This window comes from Micavibrio sp. TMED2 (assembly GCA_002168225.1).
In the GTDB taxonomy this organism is placed as follows: domain Bacteria; phylum Pseudomonadota; class Alphaproteobacteria; order TMED2; family TMED2; genus TMED2.
Genome location: NHBH01000001.1, coordinates 44,634 through 68,350, shown reverse-complemented (window position 1 = coordinate 68,350; position 23,717 = coordinate 44,634). Strand labels below are relative to the sequence as shown.

General features: G+C 57.7%; 24 protein-coding genes and 1 riboswitch. Of the genes, 13 read left to right on the top strand and 11 right to left on the bottom strand.

The features are described from left to right. Window positions 1-97 precede the first annotated feature (97 nt). The 7 genes from CBB62_00350 (at window position 98) to CBB62_00320 (ending at window position 8,930) form a co-directional block, all read left to right on the top strand. On the top strand, window positions 98-1,201 hold the full coding sequence (locus CBB62_00350; GenBank protein OUT40858.1) for a hypothetical protein: 1,104 nt from the start codon (window positions 98-100) through the stop codon (window positions 1,199-1,201). 199 nt (window positions 1,202-1,400) lie between these two features. Next, entirely contained in the window at window positions 1,401-2,294 is an 894-nt protein-coding gene (locus tag CBB62_00345; GenBank protein ID OUT40857.1) for a hypothetical protein, read from the top strand. Between the two features lie 27 nt (window positions 2,295-2,321). Next, entirely contained in the window at window positions 2,322-3,272 is a 951-nt protein-coding gene (locus tag CBB62_00340) for a hypothetical protein (protein OUT40856.1), read from the top strand. Between the two features lie 203 nt (window positions 3,273-3,475). Further along, complete coding sequence (locus CBB62_00335; GenBank protein ID OUT40855.1) at window positions 3,476-4,534, top strand: hypothetical protein; 1,059 nt, start codon at window positions 3,476-3,478, stop codon at window positions 4,532-4,534. Window positions 4,535-4,598: 64 nt separating this feature from the next. Then, window positions 4,599-5,441, top strand: a complete 843-nt coding sequence (locus CBB62_00330; protein OUT40854.1) for a hypothetical protein — start codon at window positions 4,599-4,601, stop codon at window positions 5,439-5,441. Beyond that, the gene (locus CBB62_00325) at window positions 5,438-6,211 is read left to right on the top strand and encodes a hypothetical protein (GenBank protein ID OUT40853.1); all 774 of its coding nucleotides are present in this window, start codon (window positions 5,438-5,440) and stop codon (window positions 6,209-6,211) included. Before CBB62_00330 ends, CBB62_00325 begins: the two co-directional genes overlap by 4 nt. 724 nt (window positions 6,212-6,935) lie before the next feature. Further along, the gene (locus CBB62_00320) at window positions 6,936-8,930 is read left to right on the top strand and encodes a hypothetical protein (GenBank protein OUT40852.1); all 1,995 of its coding nucleotides are present in this window, start codon (window positions 6,936-6,938) and stop codon (window positions 8,928-8,930) included. A 50-nt stretch (window positions 8,931-8,980) separates the two neighbouring features. Here the strand turns inward: CBB62_00320 and CBB62_00315 are convergent, their stop codons facing one another. The 3 genes from CBB62_00315 to CBB62_00305 all read right to left on the bottom strand — a co-directional run bounded on the left by CBB62_00315 (window position 8,981) and on the right by CBB62_00305 (window position 10,486). Further along, a complete protein-coding gene (locus tag CBB62_00315; protein OUT40851.1) occupies window positions 8,981-9,814 on the bottom strand; it encodes a hypothetical protein in 834 nt (277 codons plus the stop codon). A gap of 68 nt (window positions 9,815-9,882) precedes the next feature. Continuing rightward, on the bottom strand, window positions 9,883-10,233 hold the full coding sequence (locus CBB62_00310; GenBank protein OUT40850.1) for an addiction module antidote protein, HigA family: 351 nt from the start codon (window positions 10,231-10,233) through the stop codon (window positions 9,883-9,885). Next, window positions 10,208-10,486, bottom strand: coding sequence for an excinuclease ABC subunit A (locus CBB62_00305; protein OUT40849.1), 279 nt, complete (start codon window positions 10,484-10,486; stop codon window positions 10,208-10,210). Before CBB62_00305 ends, CBB62_00310 begins: the two co-directional genes overlap by 26 nt. A gap of 113 nt (window positions 10,487-10,599) precedes the next feature. On the opposite strand from CBB62_00305, the gene CBB62_00300 reads away from it, so the two are divergent. Then, complete coding sequence (locus tag CBB62_00300) at window positions 10,600-11,310, top strand: hypothetical protein (protein ID OUT40848.1); 711 nt, start codon at window positions 10,600-10,602, stop codon at window positions 11,308-11,310. Between the two features lie 12 nt (window positions 11,311-11,322). Here CBB62_00300 and CBB62_00295 read toward each other — a convergent pair whose 3' ends face one another. The 3 genes from CBB62_00295 to CBB62_00285 form a co-directional block, all read right to left on the bottom strand. Beyond that, window positions 11,323-12,528, bottom strand: coding sequence for an MFS transporter (locus tag CBB62_00295; GenBank protein ID OUT42561.1), 1,206 nt, complete (start codon window positions 12,526-12,528; stop codon window positions 11,323-11,325). Window positions 12,529-12,917: 389 nt separating this feature from the next. After that, a complete protein-coding gene (locus CBB62_00290; protein ID OUT40847.1) occupies window positions 12,918-13,322 on the bottom strand; it encodes a hypothetical protein in 405 nt (134 codons plus the stop codon). Between the two features lie 125 nt (window positions 13,323-13,447). Beyond that, window positions 13,448-14,635 (bottom strand): hypothetical protein, encoded by a 1,188-nt coding sequence (locus CBB62_00285; GenBank protein OUT40846.1) that lies wholly within the window; start codon window positions 14,633-14,635, stop codon window positions 13,448-13,450. A gap of 19 nt (window positions 14,636-14,654) precedes the next feature. Between CBB62_00285 and CBB62_00280 the strand changes: the two genes are divergently transcribed. Next, window positions 14,655-15,200, top strand: coding sequence for a hypothetical protein (locus tag CBB62_00280; protein ID OUT40845.1), 546 nt, complete (start codon window positions 14,655-14,657; stop codon window positions 15,198-15,200). A 354-nt stretch (window positions 15,201-15,554) separates the two neighbouring features. Here CBB62_00280 and CBB62_00275 read toward each other — a convergent pair whose 3' ends face one another. Beyond that, window positions 15,555-16,223 (bottom strand): hypothetical protein, encoded by a 669-nt coding sequence (locus CBB62_00275; protein OUT40844.1) that lies wholly within the window; start codon window positions 16,221-16,223, stop codon window positions 15,555-15,557. Between the two features lie 233 nt (window positions 16,224-16,456). Between CBB62_00275 and CBB62_00270 the strand changes: the two genes are divergently transcribed. Continuing rightward, complete coding sequence (locus tag CBB62_00270; GenBank protein OUT40843.1) at window positions 16,457-17,425, top strand: hypothetical protein; 969 nt, start codon at window positions 16,457-16,459, stop codon at window positions 17,423-17,425. Here the strand turns inward: CBB62_00270 and CBB62_00265 are convergent. Next, window positions 17,414-18,334 (bottom strand): LysR family transcriptional regulator, encoded by a 921-nt coding sequence (locus CBB62_00265; protein OUT42560.1) that lies wholly within the window; start codon window positions 18,332-18,334, stop codon window positions 17,414-17,416. The genes CBB62_00270 and CBB62_00265 overlap by 12 nt on opposite strands. 173 nt (window positions 18,335-18,507) lie before the next feature. Here CBB62_00265 and CBB62_00260 point away from each other — a divergent pair, with 173 nt between their 5' ends. The 3 genes from CBB62_00260 to CBB62_00250 all read left to right on the top strand — a co-directional run bounded on the left by CBB62_00260 (window position 18,508) and on the right by CBB62_00250 (window position 20,654). Next, window positions 18,508-19,059 (top strand): alkyl hydroperoxide reductase, encoded by a 552-nt coding sequence (locus CBB62_00260; GenBank protein OUT40842.1) that lies wholly within the window; start codon window positions 18,508-18,510, stop codon window positions 19,057-19,059. A gap of 105 nt (window positions 19,060-19,164) precedes the next feature. Next, window positions 19,165-19,719 carry an alkyl hydroperoxide reductase gene (locus CBB62_00255; GenBank protein OUT40841.1) on the top strand — a complete coding sequence of 185 codons (555 nt, stop codon included), beginning with the start codon at window positions 19,165-19,167 and terminating at the stop codon, window positions 19,717-19,719. A gap of 179 nt (window positions 19,720-19,898) precedes the next feature. Then, window positions 19,899-20,654 (top strand): hypothetical protein, encoded by a 756-nt coding sequence (locus CBB62_00250; protein OUT40840.1) that lies wholly within the window; start codon window positions 19,899-19,901, stop codon window positions 20,652-20,654. Between the two features lie 79 nt (window positions 20,655-20,733). Here the strand turns inward: CBB62_00250 and CBB62_00245 are convergent, their stop codons facing one another. The 3 genes from CBB62_00245 to CBB62_00235 form a co-directional block, all read right to left on the bottom strand. After that, window positions 20,734-21,528, bottom strand: a complete 795-nt coding sequence (locus tag CBB62_00245) for a metal ABC transporter substrate-binding protein (protein OUT40839.1) — start codon at window positions 21,526-21,528, stop codon at window positions 20,734-20,736. A 79-nt stretch (window positions 21,529-21,607) separates the two neighbouring features. Continuing rightward, window positions 21,608-22,267 carry a DL-methionine transporter permease subunit gene (locus tag CBB62_00240; GenBank protein ID OUT40838.1) on the bottom strand — a complete coding sequence of 220 codons (660 nt, stop codon included), beginning with the start codon at window positions 22,265-22,267 and terminating at the stop codon, window positions 21,608-21,610. After that, on the bottom strand, window positions 22,248-23,297 hold the full coding sequence (locus CBB62_00235) for a hypothetical protein (GenBank protein ID OUT40837.1): 1,050 nt from the start codon (window positions 23,295-23,297) through the stop codon (window positions 22,248-22,250). Before CBB62_00235 ends, CBB62_00240 begins: the two co-directional genes overlap by 20 nt. Window positions 23,298-23,349: 52 nt before the next feature. Then, window positions 23,350-23,427: riboswitch (SAM riboswitch) on the bottom strand. Window positions 23,428-23,717 lie beyond the last annotated feature (290 nt).

Genomic DNA, 23,717 nt, shown 5'->3' with positions numbered 1-23,717 from the left:
TTTTGAAAGATTTTTCCGCTGCTTTCGTTTGTTTGTGTGAGAATGATAGTGTTCAATTCAAAGCTGAAAGGGTCTATTGTTGTCATCCATTAAACGATTGCTTGCGATTTCTGCCGGGGTCACGCTGGCTGTTTCCTCATGTAAGTCTGATTGGGGAAAGGCGGGTGACGAGTTCGAGGATGATGATGATCCCAATCGCACGACAGTGGTTGTTGATGATCCCGATGCCGAGGTTGATCTCGGTGTTGTGGATTTCAACGAATGGCGGCGGCAACGGGCTCAAAAAACGCTCCATGTGGCGGAGGAGCCGGATAGCCCCGATGAATTCCGTATGGCGGAAATTCGCGACAAGCTGAAGTCGATCGATCTTGGGCGTCGTCTTTTCAATGATCTGTCCGATACCCAGACCACCATGGGTGGAGGCAGCGCGTTGGAGATCACGGATGAGAGCGTTCTTGCTGCCTATCTCTATAACATTGATGCAGTCATTCTGCGTGATGACGCGCCGCCCGGTCGGTTGTTGCTACATGCGGCCCATGAATTACGTCATGCCTGGCAGGACCGCGCTGGTCTGATCAGTGATGGCAAGGACATGACCTTGCAGAACCATGCTGCCAACCTGTTTATGTCGGAAGCCGATGCCCGTGCATTTGCCGTGGCGGTGGCGTGGCAATTCAAGCAGGCTGGTGACAGCTCGGTCTGGGATGCTGCCAAGAACTTTCCGCCATACAGATTGTCGGTTGAGCGGTTTGAAGACCGGATGAAAACGCTGGAAATTCTCGACGGTACCGATCTGGCAAATTCGGATGATGGACTGCGCAGTGCCATGAATGCAGCCTATACCGCGTGGTTTGAGCCAGAGGATGTACGCGCTCCGTATGTTCAGGGCATCATTATTGACATACTTCGCAATGGCGGCAGCTGGTCTGGTGATGGCGATATGCCAACGGATATTGCCGGTCGCCTCGGTCGTCTGCCGGGTGAGGGGCTTGACGGCGCGGATAAGAGTTATCTTGGTGGTCTCGATATCGGATTGGCAAAGTTCTATGCCAAAAACAGTTTTCCAACGCTTGAGCAGTTGCGGAAACTGAAGGCGGCCGCTCAGGAAGCGGCGCTTGGGAATGCGGCCAATAACAACGAGGAACCAGCCTCTGTGCCGCAAACATCACCAGCCGTGACACGTCGGGCCATGCGTCCGTAGCGATGCACAAAATTTGTGCAAACAACATATTTGCCCTGAAATTAACGGCAGCAAGCCTTACTCATTGCATTGAACGCATGTCGGCTATGCAATATCACATGCCTTAAATTTGCGCACTTTCGTCAAGCGGGATTACCAGTGGTTGGCATCCGGACGGTCACCCTGATTGACCGTTCCCCATGAACGAAAGGCTCTCCCCATGGCACCAGTTCAGCAACCCCAAACGACGCCGGATGCTCCCCAATCCGGTAAATCCCGGACCGGACTGATTTTAGGTGGTCTCGCTGCCACTGCCGGCATTGCCGGTATCGGCGCGCTGGTGCTCTCAAGTGGTCCTGACACGCCTGCTCAGGATCGCACACCAATTGTCAGCGTCAATCCGCTGGCAGCCAACGCGCCGGTACAACAACTGGGTGATGCCGCGCCGGAAGGGTCGTGGCAGCGCGGTCTGGTGACCTTGTATAGCTTCACCAATCCTGTCGAGTTTCCGCCCCTGCGGATCGAGGCGGCGGATATTGAGACCGGGCGTTATACCTATCCGGGTGAGTTGACCATTGCCGGTGACCTGACCACACCGGGTGTCGAGATCACTGCCGGTGCCCTTACGGTCGATGGCTCGATCACAGCTGATCACGTGACCCTCGGTACCGATTTTGCCGCACCGGAACAGCGCGACCATCAGGTGATGATCATCAGTGGCCTCGATCATCGCGAATTCCTGATTGCCTTTGAACAGTATTACGCCCGTGGCGACCTGTCGGTTACCGGTGGTGTTAGCGGCGAAAACATTGCCCTGTCCGGTGGTCAGGTAGAGATCGGCGGCGATGTCAGCGGTGGTGTCACCATCACCGGTGCGACCGGTGAGGTCGCCCGTGCCTCGATGAAGCATGAATATTACGATGTCTACCGCTTCCCCGGCGACTGGCGCGACGGCGTACCAGCCGAAGCCTTCAACGAGAAAGAGCGCACACTCGCCCCTGCCGGTGATCAGCCGCAGGTGCGCATCGCCGGTCAGGTCGGCCCGACCGTAGTTCTGGAAGAGCGCGCGGCAGTGCCTGAAGTGGCGGCGACACCAGCCCAACTGCATCGATAACCAGATCAGACCAGACAGGACCCGGATATGCCTGAGAAAAAATACGTCACCGACATGTTCGATAACCCTGATCAGAAGTCACCTCGTGGCGGTCTGATCGCCGGTGGTCTGGTGGCGGTTGCTGGTATTGCCGGGATCGGTGCGCTGGTGCTGACCAGCGGGCCGGAGGCACCGCGTCAGGAGGCCGCCAATGATACTTCTGTATCCGTGGTTGATCCATCGGTGGTGGCGCCCGATGCACCGGTTTATGAACTCGGTGTCGGTGAGGATGGCGACTGGCGTCGCGGGACACAGACCCGTTTCGTGGTCGGTAATTCCAAGTCCCGCCCGGAAATTCAGATCCCGGCGGCGGATTTCGAGCCGGGCCGTTATCACTATGATGGTGATCTGGTCATCACCGGCGATTTCGCCCAACCCTATGTGGAGATTACTGCGGGCAGCATCACGGTCACCGGCAGCATCAATGCCGATAATGTCTGGCTGAACGGCATCGAGCAGGCAGCCGAGCGCAAGGAGCCGGACTTCCTGTTCATGGCGCGCGATACCATTGTCGTGCTCACCGGCTGGGAACATCATTACGAACGCGGCGATATCGCGGTGCGCGGCTCGGTCCGTGGCGACAATATCAACATGGTGGCTGGCGAGATCAGCATTGCCGGTGATGTGACGGGCGCGGTCACCCTCTCCGCATCCGGCGGCGAGGAGGCCGATGTGATCGTTGGTTCTGCCCATGGTCAGGTTATCGAAAGCCTCGGCGATTGGCGGAGCGATGCCATCACCCCGGACATGTACCGCGAGACGGTGCGCTATCCGCTGATGAAGCCGGATGAGGCAATCTCGATCACCGGCATGGTCGGCCCGGCGGTGGTGCAGCAATCCACCCGCGATCTCGCCCGCCAGATCGAACGCGATGCCTTTGCCGCCAGAATCCGCGAACGCCAACCGGCAGAAGATGGCGCAACCCCGCCCCGTCCGTGATTGCATGGGCCGATGGCCTCTATCAGCAGTTGTTGATATAAGTGCCTGATTCATCAAGCGCCGTGGCGCTTTCAAGCTGGGGGTGTATCGTCAATTTGCTTGATCCCGAAGGCATTGTTTCGTGGCCGTTGCCGCCGCTCGAAGTCCGGGACAGGTGATTTGACCAGGATACAGCACCGGAACCGCAGGATCAGATAATGTTGATGGGACTTCGCAAGCATCGGGATTTGCAACTGGCAATCGGTGCTCTGCTGTCTCTCGGTGCTTCTGCCTGTGGTCCCAGGCCGGATGATGCCAACCTCACCAATCAATCAGCGCAGACGCAGGATGCCGACCTTGTCGAGGCCTTGCGCAATGGCACTCTGTCCAGTTTTCGCAAGGGGCACGCCGAACAGTGCCTGACCATGCGCGAAGCGCCGTCGAATAATGTTGAGCAGCATCTGGCCCGGTATCGGGAAATCTTTCGCAGCAGCAGCCTCGGTGCGCGAACCGTTCAGGCGATTGAGGATCAGGGGGTCTCGATCTGTGATCCCTGCAGCGGCATTCTCTCCAGCGTGACCCAGGCTGGCGTGTTCCGCGGTGGTGACCGCACCATCGGGTATGGTGCGGGCCTGCGTGAGGGCGTGCGACAGGTAGCAATTGCCCATGAACTGCGCCACGCATGGCAGAACAGCCATGGTCTGCTGAACAGCTCCGGTCTGTCAAAAGAAGCGCGGGCTGCCCGTGTCTTCATGACCGAGGCTGACTCACGAACCTTTACCGTTGCCTGGTCATGGCAACAGAAACAGGTCGGCAATGCACTGCCATGGAATGCGGTAACCTCCATGTGGACCTACCAGCCGATTGCCGAGGCGTTTGAAAACCGGATGAATGAACGGCAGGCTGCCGGGCTGTCGACAAGCAGTGATCAGGCACTGTCGGATGCCATGGGGCATGCCTTCAAGGGCTGGTTTGCCGACCCACGTATTCGCGGCGGCTATATCGACGGTATTGAGGATCTGTATCGCAATGCCGGTGACAACTGGACCGGCGAGAATGCGTTACCGGCCAATTTTACTGACCGTCTTGGTGGTATTCCCCATTCGGATCTGCCGCGTGGCAGCAGCTATCTGAACCAGCAGGCGGTACGCGATGTGCTGGCGATTGTCCGCGCAGATGTGAACTTCAATCCCGATCCAATCCCGACCGGCCCCGGTATTGAACCGCCACGCCGACATCAGCGGCCTTCGACACCCGCCTGCGCCCTGCCTGCACCGGCATAGGCTTTTGTACCGGCGCTGACGGATGTGCTAGGTTGAGCAAGGGTAATCAAGGGGCTGGGCGATATTGGATAAGCAACAGGAAGCAGGTACAGGCGGAAAGTCGGGCATTGCCTGGCTGAGTCTTCTGGCCTTGCCGGTTATTGCCGTGGTCCTGCTGTTTGCGGCGGTGCTATTTTATCAGCCGATCATTCTGGATCCGCTCGGGTTTCAGGTCTGGGCCGCCCGGCCTTGGCTGATGCAGCCGATTGCCGTTGCCATGGGTGTGCTGGCGCTGCTTGCCCTGTTCCGCCTGCCATGGCGTCGTCGCTCACCGCAAACCACATGGGGCATGTTGCCCGCCGCCCTGATACTGCTGCTCGCCTGCGGTGTTGGCTATGGCGGTGCAACACTCAGCTATGGTGCCACGCCGTATACGCTGAACTATTGGCAGCTGGCCTATCTCAATTCGCTCAGTACGAATATGACGGCATCTGCGATGTCCTCGCTGTATGCGCGGGAATGTATCAATGAGCATTTGAGCGGGCTGCCGGATGACAACGCAGCCGGGGTGACGGATTTTGAGCGCTACCGGTCTGTCGTGCAATCAAATTGCGCCTGTCCGACGGCCAATGCTGCAGACAGTATCGCGCTCTGGATGCAGCGCGACCAAGCGCTCACACGCGGCGATCTGGCGCTCGACTGGCGGGTGGTGGATTGCGAACATATCGCGCTTGATGTCAGTTTCAATTCGGCTGCCGCTTGTGCCTATCTGATCTATCGGCGGGTTGATGCGCTCGATATCAGGCTGCAGCGTGGGGAGGTTGCACTGGATCCGGCAAGCAATCCCGATGGTATCCGCGAGTTCTGTTACCGCGATGATCTGCCAGACGCATTCTCCATGATTCATCCAGTGAGAACCCTGTCATGAGTACAAAGGCGCGTCCTGTCTGGCCCCGCCGGCTTCTGACCTTGGCCATATTGGCGGTAATTGTGGGCGGAAGTCTGTGGTCGATCCGCCAGCTGGCGCTGTATTGGGTCATTGAGCGCATAAACTATATGACCAATCTCCATGCGGATTATGAGGCCGTGGAGATGTTGGCGGGCAGGTTGTCCTATGAGGTGTATCTGGAGCGGCTGCCAACGGAAATGTATGATGCGGCTGATGGATCAGGGCGTGGCTATGATCATGCCGGGGCGCTGTATGACAGGCAGGTTGATGCCCTGTTGTATAATCGCGCCATGAATTTTGAAGTTTCAACATCGGCCCCTGATACCTACAGCCTGACGATTGAAATGCTGCGCGATCGTGATTGTGCGCCAGTGTTGAATGTCCTGCTCTATGAGGAGACCGATTTCAGCATGATCGGGCAGGTTGCGCGGCCAGCGCTGAGTGATTTGTTCCAGCCGCTTGATCTTGATTACAACTTTATCTCCGGTCCGCGACTTGCCGAATTGCAGGCGCTTTCGCTCGACGGTCAGGTGATTGATATTTCGACCGGTAATGATGCCGCACCGTTCGATGCTTGTGCTGCATTGCTTGACGGGCGCGGCCAAGCGCGCCGCAGTGGCCATAATCAGGAGCCGATCGAGGTTGTTGCCCGGTTCTCGGCTCTCGATGAGTTGCCGGGATCTGTGCGCGATCTCTGGGCGCATCTGGTCGAGAGAAAGCAGCGTTCCGGTCCGGCTCCGGTGCAATGACGGGCGTTCCCTGCCTGTTTATTTCACGCCGCTAATAAAAACCTTGCCGGAAATTGCGAAGTTCATGTTGCGGCGCAAAAAGCTGTTGGCGGAAAGCAAAAGCGCTGGCAGCCTCGAAATTGTGCTGGCGCGATTGCCAGCAGCTTTGCAACTCGAACGCAACCGACAACAGAAACTGATGAGGAGAGTGTTGATGCTAGTCACTGTATCACCCTTTAAGCCCTCCACCGGTTTCGGTTCGGTCCCATCCTCAGCGATAAAATATCGCCATTGACGATGGTTCCGGTCCGACCTGGAAGGCGAAACGACCAACCGGGTTTGGATTATCTCTTGGGCACCCAGTCAATATGCCCGCACCATAAGAGAGCTTCGGCAGCGTTCGGTTACTTACCGAATTTGCGATCATAACAATCAGTACAACAGGCCATTTCTGCGCCTGTGCGCCGGGTACATCTGTGCCCGGAATATGTCGCAAAACCGCTTTTCGAAAACCCATTCCCGGCCATGGAACAGCCCGCAAACTGCGCTCTGTATGACCCGTAAGGGTATCCATGGTCACGGTCGAGCCCGCGATCCCACACCGTTTTCCGGCCTTAGGAGCGGACAACTCCACGATAAGGCAGGTGCGGCATGGTTCGTGTTTAATCAATTATATTGACGACATATAGAATGGAGTACGGCCAGTCCCTTGATAAAAGTGCAGGCGGACCGGCCGTTAAAAATCATGAACGAGGATTTTCAAAACCAGAATACCAATACCGGCCAGCGTCGTGCGACCCACGACAAAGGCCGCCAATCGGCCCGGCTCTACGCCAGAACCTGGGCCTATTCATGGAACTACTGGCGCCGCCACCCGAAACTGGTGATAGGTGTTCTGGCAGCTTCCTGCCTGATGATCGCGGCTGATGCGATCTCGCCCTGGCTCGCCGGGCGGGTCGTCGATGCGATTACCGTGGAGAAGAGCTTTACCGCCGGTCTCTGGGGTGTCGCTGGCTATGTCGCCATCATGGCGATGTTCCATGCCTCGAAGCACGTGACGGAACAGTTATGGATCCGTCTGGCGCCGAAATGCATGGAACAGATCGTCAATGACGCGTTCCGCCGGGTCCAGCGTTTCTCCTCCGACTGGCATGCCAACAGCTTTGCCGGTGCGGTGGTGCGCAAGATCACCCGGGGCAAATGGGGTTTCGACCTGTATGGCGATACCCTGCTCTGGGGCGTGTTTCCGGCCTCGGTCATCCTGATCGGCTGCAGCGCCATGCTGTTGGTCCAGTGGTGGCAGGTCGGCCTGTTTGTGGCGGTGATGGGCAGTGTCTATGTCGGTGTCAGCATCCTGCTGGCGACCAACTGGATCGGTCCCGCCAACCAGAAACAGGTGGCACAGGACAGCAAGATCAGTGCCCTGCTCGCTGATGCGCTCAGCTGTAATGCCGTGGTCAAGGCCTTCGGGTCCGAGACGCGGGAGGATCAGCGGATCGCCAAGGCGGCGCGGCTCTGGCACCTCCGGGCGCGTCGCTCCTGGGGGCGGGCTGTCGGGTCAGGCGGCTTTCAGGGTGTCATGGTGACGGTCATGATGGCCGGTGCCCTGACGCTGGCGATGTGGCTCTGGCATACGGGTCAGGCCACGACCGGTGATGTGGTGGTGATCATGTCGACCATCCATGTGGTCAACGCCTATCTGCGCTTTGTCGGCCAGCATGCCGAACAGTTGCAGAAGTCGGTGAACGAGATGGAAGACATCATCAACTTCATGGATCAGGAGATTACCATCCGTGACGTACCGAACGCGCCGCCTTTCCAGGCCGCTGTCAATGACAGTCTGGACGGCGCTGCCAACGGTGCCCGCGGTGGTATCGCCGGTGGTATCGCCGGTGGTGGGCGAGGAGGCGATATCCGGTTCGAGAATGTCACCTTCCGCTATGGCGGGCAGAAACGCGCACTCTATCGCGACTTCAATCTGGAGATCGCACCGGGTGAGCGGATCGGTCTCGTCGGGCCTTCCGGTTCTGGCAAGTCGACCTTCGTGAAGCTGCTGCAACGGCTTTACGATCTGGATGAGGGGCGGATTCTGATCGATGGTCAGGATATCGCGCTGGTCCAGCAGTCGAGCCTCCGTCGGGCGCTGGCGATGGTGCCGCAGGAGCCGATCCTGTTCCACCGCTCGCTCGCCGAGAACATTGCCTATGGCCGGCCCGGTGCCAGCCGCAGTGCAATCGTCGAGGCGGCGAAGGAGGCACTGGCCCATGACTTCATCATGCGCCTGCCGGACGGGTATAATACCCTGGTCGGCGAGCGCGGCGTGAAGCTCTCGGGCGGGGAGCGGCAGCGGGTCGCCATTGCGCGGGCCCTGCTGGCCGATGCCCCGGTCCTGATCCTGGATGAAGCCACGGCGGCACTCGACAGTATCGCCGAGGCGGAAATCCAGCGGGCACTCGATCGCCTGATGGCCGGACGTACCACGCTCGTGGTCGCCCACCGTCTGGCAACGGTTCAGAACATGGACCGGATTCTGGTGTTCGATCAGGGTCGCATTGTCGAGGAAGGCAGCCATACCCAGCTGCTGCAACGTGAGGACGGCCATTATCGCGCCCTCTTCGCCGAGCAGGCGCTGGGCCTGATGGATGGCCTCGACGAGGCCCAGAAAGCCGCCCTGCTCGCCGCCAAGGAGGCGGGCATCCAGAGCGGCAAGGTCGCCAGACTAAACAACGGCGCCGCGTGATAAGGCGTGGTCGTTAAATTGAAAGCGGCTCCTTGCAAAAGGGGCCGCTTTTATTTTGAGTTTATCAGCGATGATAGCAAAATTTTGCTGTGAGATCCTGAAACTATAGACTGTTTATATATTTTTAGATTTATTTTTCTTATGTAGTCGTCAGTATGTGGTGGGAGTATTGTGATTTTGTTATTGCTATGCAAATATGTTATGCAGTATTTTGGTGAGATTGGAACCCAAAAACCAAGTCCATTTCCGTATATTATTTCAGCTATTGGTTGGCTTCCTATAATATAAGATTTATTGTTTTTTATAATAGGTGATATTCCAACAGACATTCGATTAAAAAGTTTGACCGTCATGCTGTTTTTTTGGCTTCTAGCTTGAACTTTTGCATTTTGCTGAATCCGTTTTTTGGTTTTTTCGCTCTTAATTTCGGCCTCTTCCAAATCGCTTATTTCAATGCCACTTTCTCTATCTGCTTGAATGCTATCATCAATAAATTTTTCATATACATTATCGGTTAAAAGATCATCAAAGGCCTCTGGTGCTCTTGATCGTTGTTGATACATAAATAAATCGAGTGATTTTTTTTGTTGGTCTGATATTTCTGGGGTCAGCCCTTTTTCCATATTTGGTATAATTATTTTATTGAATATGATGGAAATTTCGTCATCCAGCGTTGCAAATTCATGCTCTAAAGAGTGATCTTTATTTTCATGATCATCAATGTAAGAATTTAAATAATTTTGTGAAAATGCTTCTGTTATTGAATAATCTCTTATTTCATTTAATGCATCCCTTTTGTTCCATAAAAATATTTTTTCTGAATTATTTGTAAAATTTTTTAGCCAAAATTTGGGTATATAATGTTGTTTTTTAGGGGTATTCATTGTAAATTTACTTATTGCGAAGTTGGGATAAAGGGTTGTTCAGCAATTTTGCCTTCGGGCACTTTGATTCAAGCAGCACTCGTCAACGGTGTCACATTCTCTGCATCTGATGCCGCATCCCGCGCCAGTTCGAGTTCATAGCTTTTTTGCAGGTTCATCCAGAATTCGGGGGTGGTGCCGAGGGCGGCGGCGAGGCGGAGGGCGGTGTCGCCGGTGATGCCGCGATCGCCCTTGACGATGGCAGAGATGCGATTGCCCGGCACGCCGATATGTTTGGCGAGGGCATTGGCGCTGAGGTCCAGCGGTTCCAGAAACTCGGCATAGAGGATTTCGCCCGGATGGATCGGGGCGATATGGCTGCCGCCTGTCTTATGCGCGGTCTTGCGGCTCTTTTCAGTGGTAGTCGCAGATTTCGACATCGTGGGCATCTCTTTCTATCCAGCGAAAACAAATCCGGTACTGGTCATTGATGCGGATCGAATGCTGTCCGACGCGGTCGCCTTTCAGCGCTTCCAGCCGATTGCCGGGCGGCACCCGCAAATCATCCAGCACATGCGCCGCCTTGATCATCTCCAGTTTCCGCAGCGCAATCCGCTTGACATGCCGATATTTCCTGACCCGTTCACGCGCGGCGAGTTTCCCGGTATCCCTGTCGGCATAGCTGCGTATCATATCTTATACGTATAACGTATTAGATGCTTTTTCACAATATGGCGTGCGCTGCTTGATCTTCAAGCTGAAAGCTGCTGCTCTCACCCCCAACCATGATTGGAAGAGGAAACCCCATGACCATCAAACTCTATGACCTTGCGGGTGAGGATGCGGCGTTGCGGTTCAGTCCGTTTTGCTGGCGGACCAAGATGGCGCTGAAGCACAAGGGGCTGCCGTTCGAGACCGAGGCTTGGCATATCACCGAGAAGGAAGCGATTGCTGATAGCGGGCAGGGGCGCGTGCCGGTGATTGTCGACGGCAACCGGTCACCGGCGCCGTGGGTGTCTGATAGCTGGCAGATTGCGGAATATCTCGACGCGACCTACCCGGATCGGCCAATGCTGTTCGCGTCGGATGCGGTCAAGGCGCATATCCGGTTTCTGAGTTTCTGGGTTGATCGCTCACTGTTTCCGGCCATGGCGCCGCCGGTGATCCTGCACCTCATCGAGGTGATGACCGAGGCGGACCGCGCCTATTTCCGGGAGAGCCGGGAGGCGCTGTTCGGCTGTACGCTGGAGGAGTTTGCGGCCCGTGACGGTGGCTCGCTCAAAAAATTCAATGCGGTGCTGGAGCCGCTCCGGCAGACCCTGTGTAAGCAGGCTTTCATTGGCGGCGATGCGCCGGATTACGGCGACTACCTGACCTTTGGCGTGTTCCAGTGGGCTCGCTGTGCCGCGCCCGATGATCTGCTTGAGCCGGGTGATGCGGTCTATGACTGGCGGGCGCGGATGCTCGATCTGTTCGACGGCTATGCCCGTGCCGCGCCCTGCCGTTGTGCGGCCTGAGTATAGAACAGATCAGCAGGCGCAGGCCGGTTGCAGCAGGCGCTGTTTGCGCTCGAGCAGGAACATAACCAGCCAGATGGCGAGACCGCCGAGGCTCAGCATGACGCCAACCAGACCCGGAGCACCCCAGCCCCAGCCTGCCGCGAGGGCGAGACCGGCAAGCCATGGCCCGAAGGCATTGGCGAAGTTGAAGGCGGCGTGGTTCATGGCGGCGGCCAGTGTCTGGGCATCGCCTGCCACATCCATCAACCGGGTCTGCAGCGGTACGCACATGCCACCGCCTAGGCCCATGAAGAACAGCACGGCAGCCATGGCGATCGGATCTCCGACAGCCGCGGCATAGAGACCGGCACCAACGCCGAGAATGATCTGGAACAGGGCGGCGGTGGCGAGCAGACGACCGCTGGCAATCAGGCCCGATGCCCAGTTGCCGATGGTGCCGCCGAGGCCGAACAGGATCAGGGTCGCCGAGACGCCCCATTCCGGTGCATTGGTGGCTTCCAGATAGGCGGCGCTGAAATAGCCATAGACAGCAAACATACCGCCGAAACCGATGGCTCCCATGGCCAGCGTCAGCAGTACATCACGGTTCTTGAGCGCGCCCAGCTCGGCCAGCGGGTTTGCATTCGGGAATGGTCCCCGATAGGGTGCGGTACGCCAGATCATGGCAATGGTCAGGAAAGCAAGCAGGGTGACGATGGCAAAGCCGACACGCCAGCCGAGTATCTGGCTGATTGCGCTTGCCGCCGGAACCCCGATCACCGTGGCGATGGCAATGCCGAGCAGCACCTGGCTCACCGCCTTCGCACGCTTGCCCTTACCGGCAATATCGGCGGCAAACAGCATAGCGATACCGAGATAGGCACCGTGGGGCAGGCCGGACATGAAGCGTGCGGTATTCATCAGCCACATGGAGGGGGCGATGGCGGTCAGCAGGTTGCCGAGGGCAAACACGGCCATCAGGACCAGCAGCACATATTTGCGTGGAAAGCGGGAGGCGAAGACGGCAATCACCGGCGCACCGACCACCACACCGAGGGCATAGGCGCTGATTGCATGTCCGGCGACCGAGCTGGTCACGCCGAACTCGGCGGCGAAATAGGGCAGCAGGCTCATGGCGGCGAATTCGCTGACGCCGATGGCAAAGGCACCGGAGGCAAGCCAGAAGGTAATCACGGCAAGGCTGTGGCTTCGCGGCGCTGCTGTGTCGTCCGTCATCGAGGGTGCATCGGTCATGGAATATCCCCGGAAGGCCACGCGCATATCGCGACGGCCCGTGGTTATGGGTCAGGATTGCTGACTAACATGGGCACTTGTTTGCGTCCATACAAGATGCTGCACTTGCGAAATTTATCTCGCTGCTGCACAACGCCCGGCACTGCGGGCGGCTGAAGACTATCTGGAAGCGCTGCGTCAGGAGGGGCCGTTCATCGCTGTCGACCGGGTTGAGTAACTGGTGCGCGCGGCATTTCACAAGGGCTGGATGGTGCGCCACGAACTCCGGGCACCGGATGAGAATGATGTGGCCAATGACTGGGTTGTCTCAAAAGCGCGCAAGACGCTGACCGCTATGCTCGATTAGTCGTGCTGGATATTGTGTTCGCAGGTCAGGCGGCGACGGACTGGCTCAGTGTCTGGACCCGCTCCAGCAGCTTCTTGGATGACAGGGGCTTGGTCAGCAGGGATGAAATCCCGGTATCACGGGCATTCTGCACCAGCTCCGGAGATGGCGATCCGGTCAGGCCGATAATCGCCAGCCGCTGGTGGCGGCCATCCTCACGCAACTGACGCACTACGTTGAAGGCCGGGAAGGTTTTGGCGTCCAGATCGATGATGATCAGGATGCGTTTGCGCTCTCCGGTATTGAGGACGATGGTCTGACGCACGGATTCAGACACGGTGGAACGATATTCCACATTGCGGCAGCCGGCATCGCGAAGGCGATCTTTCAGGGGACGCAGAATAGCGCTTGCCTCCCCGATGATCAGGATATTGTCGAAGTTGCTGGGCATCAAAGCCTGTTCTGAGAAGTTTATACGTCTACCAACCAAGCCTAATCATAACGGCAGAAGCTGCCAAGCATATTAGTAAATTGCCGTGACAAAGTGACTTTGGGTTCTGAGTACTGGCCGTGTGCCTATCCCTGCATCTGGGCCTGAAAGATCGCGACATTGACGAGCAGGCCGGGCAACAGCCACTGGAACAGCCGGACCGTATCGGTGATCTGTTCTTTGGCACCATCGGCCTCGGCGGCGGCAATCAGCGCGGCGGAGGTCAGTCCGTTCGGATTGGGCAGGCTCTCGATCAGGCTGACGGTTTTCGCATGGACGGTTGCGACAGCGGCGGTGTGATCGGGTGTATCTACCTGGTCGCGCAAGGCGCCCCAGGCGGCATCGAAATAACTCGGCCAGCGGGCCAGCGCCCGGTAGTCGGTATTGACGAAAGGCAGGCCGAGGGTCGCCTCGATGTCATCATAGAGCGCATGAATGCCCGCATTGCCGTGATGGCGCTCCATCAGCACCAGTTTGGTCAACGGCTCCGGCCCGTGGGTTGTGGTGTTCGGTGTTACGCTGCTGCCGGTGCCGATCTCATGGCCCTCAAGCAGCAGCCGGGCTGCTGTGGCGATCAGGATATAGGGCATGTTGCCATGGGAGAAAATCTCGATCATGGCATTGATCTGGTCGATCTCTACCGGGCCATAGCCCATGTCGCGGAATTGTTGCAGCAGGCTCGGCTGATCCGCGATTGCCGCCTCGGTGACGTCGCGCAGATCGGCACAGGCAGCGACAAATTCCGCACTGGCGCAGAGCGGGCGCAGCCCCTGCCATAGGGTTCGGTAGAAGGTCGGGTAGTGGGAAAACGCCATGGTGACCACACCCATCCACGGCACCTGCAGCACGGCTTTTGTATCCTCATACATCTCCAGCCGCTCGCCCGTCGCATCACGCTCGGGCAGGGGGAAGATGGCGGGCACGGGGTCGGGCTTCCGCCGCGCAATGGTGGGCGTCAGGTCTGCCATGACGGGTCGTTTCCTCTGATGTTGGTTAGATGGTTTTTGTTTTTGGTTGGGCTGATATGGCGGGCATGGGGCCACCGGTCGCGGGCAGGTCAGCCATGGCGCGCCGGTGTCTGAGTGTGTTGCCGGTATCGGCGATGAGTGCAGCCGCCTGATCCGGCGGTGTGTCATTTGCAGCGGGCCTGCCAAGCAACTGATCGAATGCGCCATCCCTGAAAGCGGTAGGTTGGTTGGCGCCGTGATGACCGCGCCGGGGATCAGGCGCCGCGTATTTCTGCAAGATACGGCTGCTGTCACTATAGCTGACATTGGCTTCGAGCGCGGCGGCTTGAACGCGGTTCATGCTGTAGCGTTCCGGCCGGTCGGTGATGGTCCGGATGCCATGGCGTATTTTCTGTTCATGGAACTGGTCACCAGCCGCCGGGTGCCGGGCTGTATCCCGCCAGACCGATTGTGTCGGCATCGCGCCGGGTTTCTCATCCGCCCAACTCAGGGTCAGATCCCGGAGCGCGGTTGCCTTGACCCCCGGCAGCTTGTTGCCGACACCGATGGCGGACTCGGCGATACAGTGATCGGACATACCGCCCATGAGCAGGATTTCCGACGGCTTCTGATCTTGTACATACCGGGTCAGGGTCTTGCCCGGAAAGGCGCCGGGTTCGGGCACCGGATGCGCATTGCCGAACTGTTCCTGTATGGTGCTTTTGAGCGCGGGTTTATCGGCATAATCCTCCGGCTCCATGAACGGGTCCTTGAAGTACTTCACATGCATCGCTTCATTGGTGCGCGGGCCGTGATCACGGAGAAAGTCGGTAAAGATTTTCAGCCGCTCGTCATCGACAGAGCCTTCGGCATGATTGAGGAAGCCTGCTGACTTAAGGTCGTGTTCGGATCGGGCACTGGCAACCTTGTTTACCGGCTCGAACAGACGGCTGTTTCGACCCATGGTTTCCCATACGACCGGTATGCCACTGGCGCGCATGTCATCAAGGCGCTGGCCCAGCTGGGTGAAATAGGCACGGGCATCGCCGGAAGCCATTTTCGGCAACTCGGCGGATTGCAGATCAATGACCATGGCCATGGGCTGGCTAGCAGCTTTGCCAGCCTGCGCCGTGGCGGCGGCATTGCTGCTTGCTGCATTCCCGTGCGCTATGCCCGATCCCGCATCCTTCATGGGGACACATATTATTGGATTGTGGCCCGATGGTCGAGTAACGGCTGCTTGATGTTATTGCGGCAGTCGTGCGGTCTGGTCGACGATTGTGCTGATCGAGCTGGCAACAAGGGTGCTGTCCTCGAACAGCCCGTCCTCGAGATTGCCCGATACCTTCACAAAATCGCCCTGTCTGATCCGCATATAGCCTTTGTCGTCGAGCGGGTTGTATGCCAGCTCAGAGACATTAACTGCGACCTCGTCATAACCGGTATCGACGGTAAATTCCTCATCATCCACCTCGGTGACAACACCGGTCATGGTCAGCATGGCCGGGGCATCGGCGATGGTCAAAACCTCGTAGTCGCGGGTTTCCTCATCATCGGCGCTGGCCTCGAAATAGGCATTCAGCTCCTGCACAAACACGGTTTCCGCCTCAATCGAACCGGCCTCGTACTCATCATGGTCGATCAGGCCGAATACGGTCACATGATCCCCGTCCATGAGGGCACGGGCTTCGGGGTAGCTGTCCCAGTCATCCATCTCCACGACAATCTTGCCAGGACCATAATTGAGGACAAAGAGATCATCCGATGCCTGTTCGACAATGCCGCTGATCTGGATGGCGCTGCCATTCATTGCGGGTGTTGTGTTCTGTGCCATGGCTGCCACCGGCAGGCTCAGTGCCAGTGTTGATCCAAGCAGGGCCGATCCAAGCAGTGCTGAACGCAGTGAGTACATCATTTCAAGCCTCCTTCGGCTTACCGTGTCTGGCAATCGCCTATCCCCGCGGATTGCTTTGCTGTTGCGTAAATAACGTTCCTGCTGCCGGTTTGTTCATTTTATGCCGATACCATGATGAAAAACCGCACAAATGAGCCGTTTTTGATTGCCTCTTCCGGTTTGGCGCTTCTAAATGACTGTTGATTGTCACGGGTTCGTGATCGGTGATCCGGGTAGGGTCATTGCCGGTCGGCATGTGGCAATGCGTATTGGGGCAAAAATCAGGGGGCGGTATGGGCCCGTTTCGTCGCGTGGTTTTCGGGATCACGGTTGAGTGGCCAACCTGGCTGGCGCTGTTCTGCTGCTATGCTGCATGGGTGGCGCTGACGCTCGGTTATCATGTGATCGGACCGTGGCTGTTCATGCCGCTGGCGGCCTATGTGGTCGGTCTGCATTCTTCACTCCAGCATGAGGCCCTGCACGGGCATCCGACCAGAAACCGGCGGATCAATGAGGCGCTGGTATTCCTGCCGATCGGGCTGTTCTATCCCTATCGTCGGTTCCGTGACACCCATCTGGCCCATCACCGCGACGAGCGGCTGACCGACCCTTACGAAGATCCCGAGAGCTGGTATCTGGCAGAAGGCGACTGGTTTGCCATGTCCGGGCCGGTGCGCCTGCTGCGCAAGTTCAATGCCACCCTGCTTGGTCGTCTGCTGATTGGTCCGGCCATCGGTTTTGTCGGCTTTGTCCGCCATGATTTCGGCCTGATCCGGGCGGGCGATAAACGGGTGGCAAAGGCGTGGTTCCTGCACCTGATCGGGCTGGCCATGGTGCTGGGCTGGGTTCAGGCTGTCGCCGGGATCAACCCTTTTGCCTATCTGATGCTGGCCGCCTATCCCGGTGCCAGCCTGCTGATGATCCGTACCTATGCCGAGCATCGCGCGGTAGAGGAGGTCGATGGCCGCACGGCGATCATCGAGAGTGGCCCGGTGTTCAGCCTGCTGTTCCTGAATAACAATCTCCATGCCGTGCATCACAAGCGGCCACGCCTGCCATGGTATCGACTGCCCCGGCATTTCCGGGAACAGCGCGCGCTGTTTGCCGATCAGGTCGGTGTCGATCTGGTGCCCGGCTACGGCACGATCTTCCGGCAATACCTGCTGCGTGCGCGTGAGCCGATCGTGCATCCCTTCATGCAGCGCAAGGAGTCAGGTGACTGACGGGGCAGGCAGCAGGGTTTTCAGTGGCTTGCTGCGGATATGCTCGGCCAACTGGCTATATTCATCGGCGCGGGCCGATCCCTGCCGCCAGACCAGCATCAACGTCCGGTACGAGTTCGGGCCGTCATAAGGCACCAGCACGATATCGGTGCCACGGGTGACACCGGCCTTGGCGGCGATGCTCGGCAGCAGGGTAGCGCCGAGACCGAAATCCACCATCTGCACCAGCGTAATCAGGCTGGTTGCCAGCACATCGTCCTGTCCCTGAATTGGTCCGACCGCTGAGATCACGTGGTTGCGCAGGCAGTGGCCAGATTCCAGCAGCAGGATATGCTCATGCTCAAGGTCTTTGGCACTGACCCGTTTGCGGCCTGCCAGCGGATGTCCCGACTTGACCGCGAGCAGGAACGGGTCTTTGCCCACCGATACCCCGGTGATGCCGTCGAGGCTGTAGGGATGGGCGATCAGGGCCACATCGAGCTTGCCTTCCTGCAGCCCGTCAATCAGCCGTCGGGTCAGGCCCTCGCGCAGGCACAGGCGCAGTTCCGGGTAGCTCTCACCGATGCTCGGGATAAGTCGGGATAGGACGAAGGGCGCGATTGACGGGATCACGCCCATGCGCAGCTTCGAGGTCAGGGGCTGACCGGCATCGCTGACCAGTTCCGGCATGGCGCTGACAGTGGCAACCACCTCCTGCGCCTTGGCCCGGATTGCCTCACCTGCGGGGAGCAGGCCGGCGCGTCTGCTGCTGCGGTCGATCAGCAGCGTGCCGAGCTCGTTTTCCAGTGCCGAGATGGCAGCGCTCAGGGTCGATTGCGTAACGCCGACACGCTCTGCCGCCCGGGAAAACGAACCGGTATCGGCGAGGGCCAGCAGGTATTGCAATTGGCGGATCGAGATATTGGCCATGGCGATGATCGTTGCGGTTTTTCTATCGATAAAATCGATAAGATTGTACAGCAATAATCGGTTGGAACAATCGGTATGGAGTCTATATCTTGCCCTTATCAGGACATGGTGCGTTGCAGCAATTTTCGTGTCCGCCCCTGTTTTCAACCATATTTCACAAGGATCGATCAGACATGCTCGGCATTGGCGATAAACTCCCCGAATTCTCCGTCACCGGCGTTAAACCAGGCTTCATGGAGCACGAAGAGAACGGCGTCAGCGCGTTCGAAGAACTCACTGAAAAGAGCTTTGAAGGCAAGTGGAAGATCATCTTCTTCTATCCAAAAGACTTCACCTTCGTCTGCCCGACCGAGATCGCTGAATTTGCCCGTCTCGCCGATGAGTTTGAAGATCGCGATGCTGTTGTCATGGGTGGTTCCACCGATAACGAGTTCTGCAAACTCGCATGGCGCCGCAGCCACCCCGATCTGGCGAAGCTGAACATGTGGTCATTCGCCGATACCAACGGTTCACTCGTTGATGGCCTCGGTGTTCGCTCACCAGCCGGTGTTGCTTTCCGCTACACCTATGTTGTTGATCCACACGGTGAGATTCAGCACGTCTATGCCAACAACCTGAATGTTGGCCGCGCACCTAAAGATACCCTGCGGGTTCTCGATGCGCTGCAGACCGATGAGCTGTGCCCATGCAACCGTGAAGTCGGCGGCGAAACCCTGGCTGCCTAAGCGCGCCGGGCCGCTTTTTCAATCAAGGGAAGGCGGGTTTGCAAAAGCCCGCCTTTCTTTTCACCCATACCCTATTCAACCGATCAGACCAGAAAAGTGATCCCGATGTCGATTGCCGAACTCAAATCCGAAATCCCCGATTTTGCCAAGGATGTGCGCCTGAACCTGTCTTCCATGGCCGGTGATGACAGCCTGTCCGCCGACCAGAAATATGGCCTGTTCGTTGCCTGCGCTATCGCCAGCCGTAACGCCAAGGTGCGCAATGCCCTGCTCGCTGAGGCTGCCGAGCATATTGATGAGGCGACCATCACTGCCGCCAAATCCGCAGCCGCCATCATGGGCATGAACAATGTCTATTACCGCTTCGTCCATCTGGCGAAGAACAAGGAATATGCCGCTCTGCCCGCCAAGCTGCGGATGAATGTCATCGGCAATCCCGGCGTCGATAAAGTGCTGTTCGAGTTCTGGTCGCTTGCCGTTTCTGCCATAAATGGCTGCGGCATGTGCATCGATGCCCATGAGGCTGTGCTGCGCAAGGCCGATGTGCCGGTTGAGCAGATCCAGACCTCCGTGCGTTTCGCATCAATCATCCAGTCGGTCGCCATCGCATTGGAAGCCGCCGAAGCGGAAGCGGGTGCCGCGGCAAGCGCTGCGGCCTGATTGCTGAGCTGAAAAACCTTAAAACTATACGGCCCGTGGTTATCCGACTGCGGGCCGTATTTTTATGTATCGGCGGTGAACTTTTCCGGCGGTCAATGCGTTGGTTGTAAAAAGGGCTGTCGGCAATTTGTCTGGCAGCGCTGAATACTCCCTGTCCCGCAGTGATGAAAGTACCTGCTATGGTCGCCAAGACCGCCATTCTCTACCGTATGAAAACGCCCGATCACATCTGTCCTTTCGGGTTGAAGTCAAAGGACCTGCTGAAACGAAACGGCTATAACGTCGAGGATCATCCGCTGACCTCCCGCGAGGAAACGGACCGGTTCATGGCTGAGCACGATGTCAAAACCACGCCACAGACCTTTATCGATGGTGAGCGGGTCGGTGGCTATGACGACCTGCGCAGCTATTTCAGCATGCCGCCGGTCGAGCAGACCGGCTCGCGTTATCAGCCGGTCATTGTGGTGTTTGCCGTTGCCTTCCTGATGGCAGTTTCCGCCAGTATCGCGATACTCGGCCAGTTCTCGATCATCCGGGTACTGGAATGGTTCATTGCCTTTTCCATGTGCATCCTCGCGATCCTGAAACTGCGTGACCTGTTCAGCTTCACCAACCAGTTTCTGGGCTATGACCTGCTGGCGCAGCGGTTTGTGCCCTATGCCTATATCTACCCGTTTGCGGAAGCCTTCGCCGGTATTGTCATGCTGGCCGGTGTGGTAACGGCACCGGTGGCAGCCCCGGTGGCTTTGTTCATCGGTACCGTTGGCGCGGTCTCGGTCTACAAGGCGGTCTATATCGACAAGCGTGACCTGAAATGCGCCTGTGTCGGCGGTAAAAGCAACGTGCCGCTCGGCTTCGTCTCACTGACCGAAAACCTGATGATGGTGGCCATGGGCCTCTGGATGATCATCAAGTGGCTGATCCTGATCGGCTGATGGGTACTGCCGCCTGATCTGTAACCAATAAAAAAAGCCCGGCACTGTGTCCGGGCTTTTTGGTGTTGCAAGCTGCGGCTTAGAAGGATGGCAGGACCGAGCCTTCATAGGTGTCGATGATGAACTGACGGACCTCATCGGAGTGATAGGCATTGATCAGTGCCTTGGCCCAGTCGGTATCTTCATCGCCGCGACGCACGGCCACCAAATTGGCATAGGGGCTGCCGGTCGGGTCTTCGATCGCCAGTGAATCCGCAACCGGGTTCAGACCAGCGCCGATGGCGTAGTTGGTGTTGATGGACGCGAGGTCCACGTCACCCAGTGCCCGTGGCAGCTGTGCGGCATCCAGCTCGATGAAGCGGAAGTTTTTCGGGTTCTCGGTAATGTCGATGATGCTGATATCGATGCCGAGGCTGTCATCGAGTTTGATAAGGCCGGCCTGTTGCAGGACCAGCAGGCCGCGTGCGCCATTGGTTGGATCATTCGGGATGGCGATGGTTGCGCCTTCCGGCAGTGCATCCAGATCCTCGTACTTCTCGGAATACAGACCCATCGGCGTCAGGAAGTTCATGCCGATCACGACCAGATCATAACCGCGGGCAGCGGCTTGCGCATCCAGATAGGGTTTGTGCTGGAACGAGTTGGCATCGAGATCGCCATCGTTCAGGGCCTGGTTCGGAATGACATAATCGCTGAAGGCAACGATTTCGATCGTGTGCTCGGATTGTTTGGCGATCACCTCGGCGACCTTTTCCATCACCTCTTCATGCGGCCCGGGGGTAACGCCGACGAGGATGTTCTTGGCAAGTGCCGGGAAGCTGGCAAGGCTCAGGCTGGCAGCGAGAGCAAGGCCGGTCAGAAAACGTGCTTTCATGTTGGTTTCCTTTTGGTTTCGGGGATGGTTTCGAGTTGGATTTCAGGTTCGGGGACGGGAAGAACGATGTGCTGATCAATCAGCGGTGCCGCTTGTCAAACCGGGCGGCGAGGAAGTCCCCGGCCAGCTGGACAATCTGGACAAGTGCGATCAGGACAATAACGACGGTCAGCATGACATCGGGGCGGAAGCGCTGGTAACCGTAGCGGATACCCACATCGCCGAGCCCGCCGCCGCCGATGGCCCCAACCATGGCCGAATAGCCGATCAGGGAAATAGCGGTCAGGGTCAGGCCATTGATAATGGCGCTCATGGCTTCCGGCACCAGAACCTTGCGGATGATCTGGAACGGTCTGGCACCCATGGCCTGTGCGGCCTCGATCAGCCCCGGTTCCACCTGACGGATCGCGCCCTCGACGATCCGCGCGATGAACGGAATGGCCGAGATGGTCAGCGGCACCATGGCGGCGGTGGTGCCGATGGACGTACCTGCCAGCGCGCGGGTGAACGGCACAATGGCAACTGCCAGAATGATGAAGGGAATGGAGCGTGCGGCATTGACGACAATGCTCGATACCTTGTTCAGCCATGGCGCGGCAAACAGCTCACCGCGACGGCTGGTGGCGAGAAAGATGCCGATCGGACCACCCACCAGCGTGCCGAGCAGCAATGATACCGCCACCATGTAGAGGGTATCCCAGGTGGCATTGAGCAGCAGGTTAATGAGTTGCTGGGACATGGCCGATTACCTCATGTGGCTGGTTGTTACTGTTCAGAAATGCGGTTGCCGCACTGGTCTTATCCGGTCCGCCGATGATCTCGACGAACAGGATGCCGAGCGGCTTGCCAGCGATGTAGTCGATGCGCCCGGCGATGACATTGATGTCGGCATCAATGCTGCGGCCAAGCTGGCTGATGACCGGCGAATGGGCGGTATTGTCGGCAAAGGTCAGTTTCAGCAGCGCATTGCGTTCGGCAGCCGGTTCCGATTGCAGTCGGACGGCAATTGCCTCGGGCAGGATGTTTTCGCCGTCGCCCTCAACCATTGCCCTGGTGGTCGGGTGCTGTGGGTGGGCGAAGATATCGAAGACATGGCCAAGCTCAACCACATGCCCGCCATCCATCACCGCCACGCGGTCGCAGACCTGTTTGACCACTGACATCTCGTGGGTAATCACCACTGTCGTCAGGTTGAGGCGCTTGCTGATGCCTTGCAGCAGGTCGAGGATTTGCTGGGTGGTTTCCGGGTCGAGCGCAGAGGTGATCTCGTCACAGAGCAGCACTTCCGGCTCGACAACCAGTGCGCGGGCAATGCCGACACGCTGTTTCTGGCCACCGGAGAGTTGGGCCGGGTAATGGTCGGCCCGCTCTTCCAGGCCAACAAATGCGAGGATTTCACTGACCCGCTTTTTGATTTCGGCCTTCGGGGTTCTGGTCAGTTCCAGCGGCAGGGCGACATTATCGAATACCGTGCGGGTCGAGAGCAGGTTGAATTGCTGGAACACCATGCCGATGCGGCGGCGGAATGCCGGCAGGGACCGATTGCCCAGTGCGGTGACATCCTCGCCATTCAGCAGGATGCGTCCGCTGCTGGGTCGCTCCAGCAGGTTGAGGGTGCGCAGCAATGTGCTTTTGCCTGCGCCGCTCTTGCCGATAATACCGAAGATTTCGCCCTGTTTTATGTCCAGAGATGTGGCGGCGAGGGCAGTAACATCCGCATGCTTCTTGCTGCCCTTGTAGATCTTCTCAACTGCTTCCAGCCGGATCATATGTCTGGTCCTCAACTCACAAAAAAATCCGCTGCGGCCAAACCGAGCGGATCATTCATGAACCCTCGCTTTAGCTGCATTTTTAAAGCGCCCGCAAGCTGATAGAGATCAAATCGGCGCTGTCTGTAGGTATGCAAACAAGTCTGGGTGAGGCTGTCAATTACAACGCGCGCATATCAGGAATCCCTTTTGCGCAGATCAGGCAGCTTTGCTGACCTATTCCTTGTCGCTTGTCGTGTTAAGCAATTTGTCGGCCCCGGCACCGCCGATCAGTTAGCCGGTTTTGATGCCAAATATCCGGTTATTTTGTCGTGCTTTGTCAGTTTGGCTGAAACTGATTGTGGCCAAGGGGCGCTAGGCCTATTTTGCCAAGGCTGGTTAAGCAACATTTTATTATGCGCTGTGAGTACAGTGTCTGGG

What these genes read in the sequence shown, in the direction of transcription:
- CBB62_00345 (OUT40857.1), top strand. Translation starts at nt 1,401, where the DNA reads ATGGCACCAGTTCAGCAACCCCAAACGACGCCGGATGCTCCCCAATCC.
- CBB62_00340 (OUT40856.1), top strand. Translation starts at nt 2,322, where the DNA reads ATGCCTGAGAAAAAATACGTCACCGACATGTTCGATAACCCTGATCAG.
- CBB62_00335 (OUT40855.1), top strand. Translation starts at nt 3,476, where the DNA reads ATGGGACTTCGCAAGCATCGGGATTTGCAACTGGCAATCGGTGCTCTG.
- CBB62_00325 (OUT40853.1), top strand. Translation starts at nt 5,438, where the DNA reads ATGAGTACAAAGGCGCGTCCTGTCTGGCCCCGCCGGCTTCTGACCTTG.
- CBB62_00320 (OUT40852.1), top strand. Translation starts at nt 6,936, where the DNA reads ATGAACGAGGATTTTCAAAACCAGAATACCAATACCGGCCAGCGTCGT.
- CBB62_00315 (OUT40851.1), bottom strand. Translation starts at nt 9,814, where the DNA reads ATGAATACCCCTAAAAAACAACATTATATACCCAAATTTTGGCTAAAA.
- CBB62_00310 (OUT40850.1), bottom strand. Translation starts at nt 10,233, where the DNA reads ATGTCGAAATCTGCGACTACCACTGAAAAGAGCCGCAAGACCGCGCAT.
- CBB62_00305 (OUT40849.1), bottom strand. Translation starts at nt 10,486, where the DNA reads ATGATACGCAGCTATGCCGACAGGGATACCGGGAAACTCGCCGCGCGT.
- CBB62_00300 (OUT40848.1), top strand. Translation starts at nt 10,600, where the DNA reads ATGACCATCAAACTCTATGACCTTGCGGGTGAGGATGCGGCGTTGCGG.
- CBB62_00295 (OUT42561.1), bottom strand. Translation starts at nt 12,528, where the DNA reads ATGACGGACGACACAGCAGCGCCGCGAAGCCACAGCCTTGCCGTGATT.
- CBB62_00290 (OUT40847.1), bottom strand. Translation starts at nt 13,322, where the DNA reads ATGCCCAGCAACTTCGACAATATCCTGATCATCGGGGAGGCAAGCGCT.
- CBB62_00285 (OUT40846.1), bottom strand. Translation starts at nt 14,635, where the DNA reads ATGTCAGCTATAGTGACAGCAGCCGTATCTTGCAGAAATACGCGGCGC.
- CBB62_00275 (OUT40844.1), bottom strand. Translation starts at nt 16,223, where the DNA reads ATGATGTACTCACTGCGTTCAGCACTGCTTGGATCGGCCCTGCTTGGA.
- CBB62_00270 (OUT40843.1), top strand. Translation starts at nt 16,457, where the DNA reads ATGTGGCAATGCGTATTGGGGCAAAAATCAGGGGGCGGTATGGGCCCG.
- CBB62_00265 (OUT42560.1), bottom strand. Translation starts at nt 18,334, where the DNA reads ATGGCCAATATCTCGATCCGCCAATTGCAATACCTGCTGGCCCTCGCC.
- CBB62_00260 (OUT40842.1), top strand. Translation starts at nt 18,508, where the DNA reads ATGCTCGGCATTGGCGATAAACTCCCCGAATTCTCCGTCACCGGCGTT.
- CBB62_00255 (OUT40841.1), top strand. Translation starts at nt 19,165, where the DNA reads ATGTCGATTGCCGAACTCAAATCCGAAATCCCCGATTTTGCCAAGGAT.
- CBB62_00250 (OUT40840.1), top strand. Translation starts at nt 19,899, where the DNA reads ATGGTCGCCAAGACCGCCATTCTCTACCGTATGAAAACGCCCGATCAC.
- CBB62_00245 (OUT40839.1), bottom strand. Translation starts at nt 21,528, where the DNA reads ATGAAAGCACGTTTTCTGACCGGCCTTGCTCTCGCTGCCAGCCTGAGC.
- CBB62_00240 (OUT40838.1), bottom strand. Translation starts at nt 22,267, where the DNA reads ATGTCCCAGCAACTCATTAACCTGCTGCTCAATGCCACCTGGGATACC.
- CBB62_00235 (OUT40837.1), bottom strand. Translation starts at nt 23,297, where the DNA reads ATGATCCGGCTGGAAGCAGTTGAGAAGATCTACAAGGGCAGCAAGAAG.